This window comes from Nostoc sp. LEGE 06077 (genome assembly GCF_015207705.1).
GTDB lineage: Bacteria > Cyanobacteriota > Cyanobacteriia > Cyanobacteriales > Nostocaceae > Nostoc_B.
The window spans coordinates 1-1,643 of record NZ_JADEWI010000121.1 but is presented as its reverse complement, the minus strand read 5'-3'; the positions used below and the strand labels follow the sequence as shown (position 1 = coordinate 1,643).

2 protein-coding genes are annotated in these 1,643 nt (G+C 35.3%); both read left to right on the top strand.

The annotated features are described in order from the left end of the window. Window positions 1–71 precede the first annotated feature (71 nt). Window positions 72–299 (top strand): hypothetical protein, encoded by a 228-nt coding sequence (locus IQ244_RS32145; RefSeq protein ID WP_193900704.1) that lies wholly within the window; start codon window positions 72–74, stop codon window positions 297–299. A gap of 61 nt (window positions 300–360) precedes the next feature. Continuing rightward, on the top strand, window positions 361–1,605 hold the full coding sequence (locus tag IQ244_RS32140) for a hypothetical protein (protein ID WP_193900703.1): 1,245 nt from the start codon (window positions 361–363) through the stop codon (window positions 1,603–1,605). Window positions 1,606–1,643 lie beyond the last annotated feature (38 nt).

Genomic DNA, 1,643 nt, shown 5'->3' with positions numbered 1-1,643 from the left:
TAGGGTGTTGACTTTGAGAGCTTGATGATGGTAGCTTCTCATGCAAGAACTATGTAACGAACTCAAAGTCAATGCAAGAGTTTAAAAGCCCAAGCAGTCGGTTGGCAAGGCTATTTCACAAGGGTCGAGACAATTGGAAACAGAGAGCCTTGGAAAAGCAAAAAAAACTGAGAGCATTAGAAATAAAAGTGAGAGATTTATCCGCATCAAGAGATTATTGGAAGAATCGAGCCAAAATTGCTGAAGAAAAACTACAAAAAGCAAATATAGAGACAGTCCAGGAAAAAAAAAGAGATTGACTCAAAAGAAGAATTAGTCGCCAAGGGGCATCATTATTCAGTCGAAACTATTCAGATTTCAGTGCAACAGGTTATAGAGTGTGGCAATAGTTATAGAGGAGTCGAGAAGACCTTTGATTTGTACAAAGAATTGTTTACACAGGAGACTCCCAGCTTTAGTAGTATTAGGAAATGGTTAGGGAGAATTGGCTTTTTTGAACTAGCCAGAAAGAAAGAAACAAGAGATGACTGGATTTTTATTGTTGATTTAACTGTAGAATTAGGAACCGAAAAAGGACTGGTAATTTTAGGAGTTTCACAACAAAAGCTAGAAGAAGAAATCTTGCCGCTAAGAAGAGGATTACAGCATCAGGATGTTCAAATTCTGGCATTAGAAATTATGCGTTCAACCAGAGGTGAACTCATCCAAGAGAAATTGACGGAAGTTAGCCTCAAATGTGGTTGTCCTCGACAAATAATTGCTGACCACGGAAGTGATATTCAAAAGGGAATTAAACTATATCAACAAAATCATCCTGATGTAATTTATACCTATGATGTAACTCATGCAATGGCTTTATTACTCAAGCATGAATTACATAGTTCTGATAAATATCAGTCTTTTATACAGCAATGTAGTCAATGTCGAAAACAACTGCAACAAACTGAACTATCTTTCTTATCTCCGCCCTCTCAACGCTCACAATGTCGTTACTTTAACTTAGAAAAACTCGTAAATTGGGCTTTATATCTGCTAAATTCACCATTAGATATTTTAAGAGATTTAATACCAAATACAGAACCAGATATTTTATATAGTAAATTGAAAGAGAAATTTACATGGTTGGCTGCTTACCAAGACTCACTAATAAATTGGAAGCAAATGGTTCAAATAACACGCTTTGTAGAAACTCAAATTAAATTGTGTGGGCTAAATCAAGAAACTTTCAGCATAATACAACAACACTTAACAACGCTTGTGAATTATCCAGAAGAGTTTGCACAAAAAATTCTGAGCTATTTAACACAGGAACTTTCTTTTATTCAACCAGGACAAACATTATTAGCTACAACGGATGTCTTGGAATCGCTATTTGGAAAATACAAGCAATTTTCTTCTCGTTCTCCTTTTAAACAAATAGGTCAAATGTTTTTGAGTATTTGTTTATCAACTATGAATTTAACAACTACTCTTGTGAAAGAAGCATTAGAAACAGTCCGTTTTTTAGATGTTGAAGACTGGGCGGCTCAAGTTTTTGGTCAATCCATGCTCTCGAAAAGAAGAATTTTGTTTTCTGTCTCAACTGGCGACACAGAAATTGCATGATAAATTTTGAGGGTTTCTCCAACAAAATCAACACCCTA

What these genes read in the sequence shown, in the direction of transcription:
- IQ244_RS32145 (WP_193900704.1), top strand. Translation starts at nt 72, where the DNA reads ATGCAAGAGTTTAAAAGCCCAAGCAGTCGGTTGGCAAGGCTATTTCAC.